Raw genomic sequence first — 6,616 nt, 5'->3', positions numbered from 1 at the left:
AATCATTTTGGTTGGCAGCTGGTATCGAAGCCTTAAGGCTTCGCAAGGCCAGAGGCCGTCGCCGGTTATCCGGCGTCAAGAAACCAAAGTGGTTTCCAAGCATTGTTGAAAGGTATCTTATCCTGAATTCAATAGGGATAAGAAGCGAACGCAGGGAACTGAAACATCTAAGTACCTGCAGGAAAGGACATCAACCGAGACTCCGCAAGTAGTGGCGAGCGAACGCGGACCAGGCCAGTGGCAATGAGGAATGAAGTGGAAGGATCTGGAAAGGTCTGCCGCAGTGGGTGACAGCCCCGTACACGTATAACACTCATTGTCCTTGAGTAAGGCGGGACACGTGAAATCCTGTCTGAACATGGGGAGACCACTCTCCAAGCCTAAGTACTCGTGCATGACCGATAGCGAACAAGTACCGTGAGGGAAAGGTGAAAAGCACCCCGACAAGGGGAGTGAAATAGAACCTGAAACCGGATGCCTACAAACAGTCGGAGCCCGCAAGGGTGACGGCGTACCTTTTGTATAATGGGTCAACGACTTAGTGTGACATGCAAGCTTAAGCCGGTAGGTGTAGGCGTAGCGAAAGCGAGTCTGAATAGGGCGTTTAGTATGTCGCATTAGACCCGAAACCGAGTGATCTAGCCATGAGCAGGTTGAAGGTTGGGTAACACCAACTGGAGGACCGAACCCGCATCTGTTGCAATAGATTGGGATGACTTGTGGCTAGGGGTGAAAGGCCAATCAAACTCGGAAATAGCTGGTTCTCCGCGAAAACTATTTAGGTAGTGCGTCGACCGAATACCCTCGGGGGTAGAGCACTGGATGGGCTATGGGGACTCACCGTCTTACTGATCCTAACCAAACTCCGAATACCGAGGAGTACTAGTCGGCAGACACACGGCGGGTGCTAACGTCCGTCGTGAAAAGGGCAACAACCCTGACCTCCAGCTAAGGTCCCCAAGTCATGGCTAAGTGGGAAAGGATGTGAGGATCCCAAAACAACCAGGATGTTGGCTTAGAAGCAGCCATCATTTAAAGAAAGCGTAACAGCTCACTGGTCTAAATAAGGGTCTTTGCGCCGAAAATGTAACGGGGCTGAAGCCATGCACCGAAGCTGAGGCTTATACACTTAGGTGTATAGGGGTAGCGGAGCGTTCCGTAAGCCAGTGAAGGGATACCCGTGAGGGGTCCTGGAGGTATCGGAAGTGCGAATGTTGACATGAGTAACGATAAAGAGGGTGAGAGACCCTCTCGCCGAAAGACCAAGGGTTCCTGCTTAAAGTTAATCTGAGCAGGGTTAGCCGGCCCCTAAGACGAGGCGGACACGCGTAGTCGATGGGAACCACGTTAATATTCGTGGGCCTGGTGGTAGTGACGGATTGCTCAACTTGTCCGGACTTATTGGATTGTCCGGGCGGGGACGCGGTTCCAGGAAATAGCTCCACCGTATAGACCGTACCCGAAACCGACACAGGTGGTCAGGTAGAGTATACCAAGGCGCTTGAGAGAACTATGTTGAAGGAACTCGGCAAATTGCACGCGTAACTTCGGAAGAAGCGTGACCCTTTTCTACGCAAGTAGGATGGGGTGGCACAGACCAGGGGGTAGCGACTGTTTATCAAAAACACAGGGCTCTGCGAAGTCGCAAGACGACGTATAGGGTCTGACGCCTGCCCGGTGCTGGAAGGTTAAGAGGAGGGGTGCAAGCTCTGAATCGAAGCCCCAGTAAACGGCGGCCGTAACTATAACGGTCCTAAGGTAGCGAAATTCCTTGTCGGGTAAGTTCCGACCTGCACGAATGGCGTAACGACTTCCCCGCTGTCTCCAACATAGACTCAGTGAAATTGAATTCCCCGTGAAGATGCGGGGTTCCTGCGGTCAGACGGAAAGACCCCGTGCACCTTTACTATAGCTTTACACTGGCATTCGTGTCGGCATGTGTAGGATAGGTGGTAGGCTTTGAAGCGGGGACGCCAGTTCTCGTGGAGCCATCCTTGAAATACCACCCTTATCGTCATGGATGTCTAACCGCGGTCCGTCATCCGGATCCGGGACAGTGTATGGTGGGTAGTTTGACTGGGGCGGTCGCCTCCGAAAGAGTAACGGAGGCGCGCGATGGTGGGCTCAGAGCGGTCGGAAATCGCTCGTCGAGTGCAATGGCATAAGCCCGCCTGACTGCGAGACTGACAAGTCGAGCAGAGACGAAAGTCGGTCATAGTGATCCGGTGGTCCCGCGTGGAAGGGCCATCGCTCAACGGATAAAAGGTACGCCGGGGATAACAGGCTGATGACCCCCAAGAGTCCATATCGACGGGGTTGTTTGGCACCTCGATGTCGGCTCATCGCATCCTGGGGCTGGAGCAGGTCCCAAGGGTTTGGCTGTTCGCCAATTAAAGCGGTACGTGAGCTGGGTTCAGAACGTCGTGAGACAGTTCGGTCCCTATCTGCCGTGGGTGTAGGAATATTGACAGGATCTGTCCCTAGTACGAGAGGACCGGGATGGACATATCTCTGGTGGACCTGTTGTCCTGCCAAGGGCATAGCAGGGTAGCTATATATGGAAGGGATAACCGCTGAAGGCATCTAAGCGGGAAACCCACCTGAAAACGAGTATTCCCTTGAGAACCGTGGAAGACGACCACGTTGATAGGCCGGGTGTGGAAGTGCGGCAACGCATGAAGCTTACCGGTACTAATCGTTCGATCGGCTTGATCGTTCCCATTGCTTATGCTCATCAAAGATGAGCTTTTAGCCCTCACGGCGATCCGCTCACGCGGATGCCTCCGGGAGGGCGCGCCAAAAGGCGCGACGGCCTTTGGCCTTGCGGAGCAAACGCTCCGATATACGCCCAAAGCACCGTCAATGACGTGTTCAAAAGAAGTCGAGCGTTAAACCGCCCGCTTCACCAGCTTCTCAATTCGGTTTGCGCCCTTAAGGCGCAAATCTTGCGCTTTGCCGACCTGGTGGTTCTGGCGGGGTGGCTGCACCCGTTCCCATTCCGAACACGGCCGTGAAACGCCCCAGCGCCGATGGTACTTCGTCTTAAGACGCGGGAGAGTAGGTCGCTGCCAGGTCTGCAAATCGCAAGAGAAACAAACCGATCATCTTCTCTCATACGGCCGAAACAAACCGGCCAACAAACCGACCTTTGCTACGCAAAACTCGGACGAATAACGAGATTTTGCCGCGCAAAACTCGGATAACGCGGGGTGGAGCAGCCCGGTAGCTCGTCAGGCTCATAACCTGAAGGCCGCAGGTTCAAATCCTGCCCCCGCAACCAAACACATATACATACGCATACACACGAAAAGGCCCGCATCAGCGGGCCTTTTCGCGTTTTGGGTTTCCCCAGCGCCAATGCGGCGGCCGTCCTCCAATGCGGATTCCGGTCAATCACCTCTGCAGCATCGCCATGGCGCTGTCGGCGTCGGTGATCATGATCGTCGGCAGCCTCGCCCGTGCCAGGGCCAGGAGAATGTCGTGCTTCTGCGAACCGCCCGAGGCGACGATGCGGCAGGGGATGCGGACCGCCATTTTTCCATCTATTTGCCCGGTTGAGCGCCCGGAAAGTTATGGTTAGGTTCGGGGCATGGGGATGCTCAAGGATATCGGCGGACTGGCGGCATTGACGGCGCGCCTTCTTGCGCGTTTCTGGCCGCAGCTTCTGCTTGCCGCGACGCTCGGATATATCGCGCGTGTCCTGCTCCTCGAGGCTGCGGTCGGCGTCGGCCTGAAAACCCCCCTTGGCGGAATGGTAACGCTGTCGCTTGTCGTCCTCGTCAAGCTGCTGGTGGTCATTGCGATGTTCGCGATCCTGCGTCCCGGCCTGCCGGTGCTCGCCGCGTTGCGCGGCGTGGCGCCAGCTGCCGGCTCGACGAAGAAGGAACGGCAGTTGAATCGCCTTCTGGTGATTGCCTCCGCAGCCATCTTGCCGTTCTTCGCCTATTACGCCGCGTGGGGTTTCCTTGGCGACACGGTGCGCGAGTATTCGCGTCTCGCCCTGGATCGGGTGACACTGGGAGAACGGTTACAGATTTTCGAGCTCCTGCGCTCGCGCAGCCTGATTGCGGCGATCCTCGCCTGCTGGTTCGTGCGATGGCTTGCCAAGCGCGCCAACGGGCGCCTGCAGTTGCCGTGGCTGCGTTTCGTCATCGTGGCGGCGGACGCGAGCTGGATCTTCATCGGGCTCTATGCGCTGGACAGATGGAAGGACGACTTCATAAGCTGGCTCGGCGCGGGCGCGTTTCTCGATGCGGTGGAAGCCGGCATCGTCGGATTTTCCATGGAAGCACACGCGGCAGCGGGCGGCACTGCGGTGGAGTTCCAGGAACCTGGACTCGTCACGCAGGCGCAGGAGCTGTTCTTCTACGCCCTCCTGCCGCTCGTCTGGCTCGTAATGGCTGCCATCGTCTATGGCTACGACGTTTCGGCAAAACCCGTCGCCGCTCCGCCGCCGCCCGCTCGCGCCACCACGCTACGCAAATGGCTGGCCGATTTCGCCGCCCACTTCCTCGGAGGCTATCGGACCCGCTACCGGCCGGTCTGGGCCTGCCTGCGCACGGTGCTCGGCGCCGGTCTCGGGACGTTGCTCGCCTTCGTCGTGCTTTACCGCGCCACCAGCTGGCTCCCCGCCTGGGCGTGGTACGGCGCAACCCGTCATCTCGGCCCGCACGACCTCGAAACCTGGCAGCGGATAGGCGACGTCCTGGCCGTTCTCGTCGGCAGCCCGACCGAGCTCGACGGCGGAATCCTTTTCGGTCCGGTGCGGATCGCCCTGCTGGCCGCCATGCTGGAATACGCCGTATCCCGATCCGGCGAAGCCGGCGTCCCACAAGCTTATGGTCACCGGAAAAGCGTTATTTCAAGAGAATCGGGGGCGAGCCGGTCAGGGCAAGCGACAGGGTGAACCCGTCTGCCTGCCGCGGCACGAGAAAGAGCTCGACCACGCGAAGCGACGCCTCGCCGGCCTCACCGATCGTCAGCGTCGTGCATTGCGGCCTGTCGGCAATCGCCGGATCGGCCTCGCGTAAAAGACGGCCGGGCAGCGGCAGCGGGTCCCAGCGGCGGTTAGCGCCATCCGTCAGCGAGAGCGCGCAGGGCAAGGCCTGCTTCAAGACGTCCGCTGCCTGGACCGAGACGGCGATTTCCGCCAGCATGAGGCTCGTGTCCGGCAAGGTTCCCGGCAGGCGGCGCAGCGATGTGAGCCGCCAGCTGCCGCCGGCGCCTTGCCCGCTGCCGTCGCGCTCGACGGTCACAGGTGGTTGCATGCGCCGTTGCAGCCATGCGGCGAATTCGCCCCGGGACCCGACGAGGACCGCGAGCGGCGCGGCGGCGAGCAGCGATACGAGGCTGATCCAGTAGCTCGTTCTCTCCCGTGACGAAGCCCGTGCGCTCATTGCTGAAACTCCAGCGACCAGGGCATGATGCGGCCGCCGCGTGCAAGGGTGAGGGACTCGTGCCTGCTTTCCGGCGGCACGCTGTCCATGGCGATCTCCACCTGCTCGGACAGGGGAGTCAGTGCGGTCTCGGCGACCAGCAGTGTACCGCCCTCGATCTGGTCTTCGGGCAGCTCGAATATCAGCAGAACCGGGCGTGGAATCCCGGGCTCCAGGCGCTCGGCACCCAACAGCCCGAGCGAACTGCCGATGCGCGTGCTCATGGCAAAGCGCAGGCCGGAAGGGCCGCGCCACGCAGCCGAGGTCAGCGATACCGATCGGTCTTGCGCCTTCGCCGCCGCTTCGACGACAAGCCATTTTCCGGAGGTGGTGTAGGTACGCGGCTCGCCGAAATGCGAAGCGACCAGTTGGCGGGCGAGATGCACCTTGGCGACCCCGAAGACGAAGCGTTCGGCCTGCGCTGGTTTTCCCTGCGCGGCCGGCACCGCCACGGGCGACAGGATTTCGCTGTAGGAGGGCGTCGAGTGCTGCATGCCGTAGAGCGCCGCCGTCGCCAGGAGCAGGGCGACGATATTTGCGAGGGCCGTCATTGCCTTGCCCTCGCCGCTTCCTGCTCAACAGTCAGGGACACTACCGCCACCGGATCACGGTCGAACCAGTTGGAGGCGCCATAGAGATTGTCGCGTTTCTTGTAGATCTGGCTCCCGATCAGCAGGTTCAGCTCACGCGGCGGCATTTCCCCCGCCGGCCATTCCCATACGGCGGTCAAACTCTCCGGCATGCCCGGGTGCAGGCCGGGGCTGAACGCCTTGTCCCGTGTCAAATAGAAGGTGGGGGAAGCAAGTTTCGCCTCCAGGCCGGCAAAGGTGAGCAGTTTCGCCGGCAGGTGGGCGGTCGCCGCCGAGCGGTTGCCGGCCTCGAAATCGACAAGCAGGAAAGTTTTCGGCTCGGGCGGTCTCCTGCCGGAAGGGGGACATCGCTCACGCGGGCTCCGGCGATCGTCACATGCCATCGCCCGGTATCGACCGTCTCGCCCGGCCCGGCGGCGCGCAGGGGTTCGGGATTGGCGGCGCGATAGATCGCCGCTCCGTAGGAGATCGCACTGGCCGCCAGAGTGCCGATACTGGCGGCGGCCAGCGCAATGAGCCGTTGCCGGTAGCTCCGTCGTTGCTCGTCCATCGCGACACCCGATCCGCAGCCGTTCACAAGTCGACCCAAGC

At 60.1% G+C, this 6,616-nt stretch carries 3 protein-coding genes, 1 tRNA gene, 2 rRNA genes and 2 pseudogenes (1 of these 8 running past the window's edge); 4 read left to right on the top strand and 4 right to left on the bottom strand.

The window, feature by feature from the left end; all coding sequences use genetic code 11:
- The 3 genes from N0Q91_RS17570 to N0Q91_RS17560 all read left to right on the top strand — a co-directional run.
- Nucleotides 1–2,716: ribosomal RNA gene (locus N0Q91_RS17570) — 23S ribosomal RNA — on the top strand (it extends 147 nt beyond the left edge of the window).
- Between the two features lie 243 nt (nucleotides 2,717–2,959).
- A 5S ribosomal RNA gene (rrf, locus tag N0Q91_RS17565) occupies nucleotides 2,960–3,074 on the top strand.
- A 129-nt stretch (nucleotides 3,075–3,203) separates the two neighbouring features.
- Nucleotides 3,204–3,280: transfer RNA gene (locus N0Q91_RS17560), tRNA-Met, on the top strand.
- Nucleotides 3,281–3,393: 113 nt separating this feature from the next.
- Here the strand turns inward: N0Q91_RS17560 and N0Q91_RS17555 are convergent.
- Nucleotides 3,394–3,525 (bottom strand): annotated as a pseudogene (locus tag N0Q91_RS17555) (sugar-binding transcriptional regulator); the annotation flags it as partial.
- 64 nt (nucleotides 3,526–3,589) lie between these two features.
- Here N0Q91_RS17555 and N0Q91_RS17550 point away from each other — a divergent pair.
- Nucleotides 3,590–4,906 carry a hypothetical protein gene (locus N0Q91_RS17550; protein ID WP_275597064.1) on the top strand — a complete coding sequence of 439 codons (1,317 nt, stop codon included), beginning with the start codon at nucleotides 3,590–3,592 and terminating at the stop codon, nucleotides 4,904–4,906.
- Here N0Q91_RS17550 and N0Q91_RS17545 read toward each other — a convergent pair.
- The 3 genes and pseudogenes from N0Q91_RS17545 to N0Q91_RS17535 form a co-directional block, all read right to left on the bottom strand.
- The gene (locus N0Q91_RS17545) at nucleotides 4,857–5,396 is read right to left on the bottom strand and encodes a hypothetical protein (protein WP_275597063.1); all 540 of its coding nucleotides are present in this window, start codon (nucleotides 5,394–5,396) and stop codon (nucleotides 4,857–4,859) included. The two genes, N0Q91_RS17550 and N0Q91_RS17545, sit on opposite strands and share 50 nt — an antisense overlap.
- Entirely contained in the window at nucleotides 5,393–5,986 is a 594-nt protein-coding gene (locus N0Q91_RS17540) for a hypothetical protein (protein WP_275597062.1), read from the bottom strand. Before N0Q91_RS17540 ends, N0Q91_RS17545 begins: the two co-directional genes overlap by 4 nt.
- A pseudogene (locus tag N0Q91_RS17535) lies at nucleotides 5,983–6,614 on the bottom strand (hypothetical protein). Before N0Q91_RS17535 ends, N0Q91_RS17540 begins: the two are co-directional and overlap by 4 nt.
- Nucleotides 6,615–6,616 lie beyond the last annotated feature (2 nt).

Source organism: Sinorhizobium prairiense (genome assembly GCF_029201645.2).
Classification (GTDB): domain Bacteria; phylum Pseudomonadota; class Alphaproteobacteria; order Rhizobiales; family Rhizobiaceae; genus Sinorhizobium; species Sinorhizobium meliloti_A.
Note: the sequence above shows the minus strand (reverse complement) of the source record. Positions and strands in the feature narration are given on the sequence as shown.

Excerpts from the sequence above, each read along its gene's own strand:
- N0Q91_RS17550 (WP_275597064.1), top strand. The coding sequence starts at position 3,590 with ATGGGGATGCTCAAGGATATCGGCGGACTGGCGGCATTGACGGCGCGC.
- N0Q91_RS17540 (WP_275597062.1), bottom strand. The coding sequence starts at position 5,986 with ATGACGGCCCTCGCAAATATCGTCGCCCTGCTCCTGGCGACGGCGGCG.
- N0Q91_RS17545 (WP_275597063.1), bottom strand. The coding sequence starts at position 5,396 with ATGAGCGCACGGGCTTCGTCACGGGAGAGAACGAGCTACTGGATCAGC.